Origin of the sequence: Thalassospira sp. ER-Se-21-Dark (assembly GCF_017922435.1) — a bacterium.
Classification (GTDB): Bacteria; Pseudomonadota; Alphaproteobacteria; order Rhodospirillales; family Thalassospiraceae; genus Thalassospira.
This window is the reverse complement of the sequence record NZ_VDEZ01000015.1, coordinates 1-419: the sequence shown is the minus strand read 5'-3', so window position 1 is coordinate 419 and position 419 is coordinate 1. Positions and strand designations below refer to the sequence as shown.

Sequence of the window (419 nt, the reverse complement as noted above, 5' to 3'; positions counted from 1 at the left end):
GGGCTAACCTTTTAGGAGGCAGCCGGCCACGGTAAGGTCAGCGACTGGGGTGAAGTCGTAACAAGGTAGCCGTAGGGGAACCTGCGGCTGGATCACCTCCTTTCAAGGATGAGGATGGATTTATCTCTCTCCTCTCTAGCAAAAGAAAAAGACCATGGCGCTGTCCGCGCATCCCTTCCAAATCTCGAAATTGTTTTAGGCAAGCTGTAGCTTGACGTAGGCCACCCGCGCATTGGGTTGGCGGGCGGCAATGCGCCTGAATGCGAAGCGTTCAGATTGGCGAAGCTAAACTAACATACCGGGCCTGTAGCTCAGTTGGTTAGAGCGCACCCCTGATAAGGGTGAGGTCAGAAGTTCAACTCTTCTCAGGCCCACCATCACGGGGGTGTAGCTCAGTTGGGAGAGCGCCTGCTTTGCAA

The 419-nt window shown here is 54.9% G+C and carries 1 tRNA gene and 1 rRNA gene; both read left to right on the top strand.

The features are described from left to right. Positions 1-103 (top strand): 16S ribosomal RNA (locus FHI25_RS20500); the annotation flags it as partial. 197 nt (positions 104-300) lie between these two features. Then, a tRNA-Ile gene (locus FHI25_RS20495) sits at positions 301-377 on the top strand. Positions 378-419 lie beyond the last annotated feature (42 nt).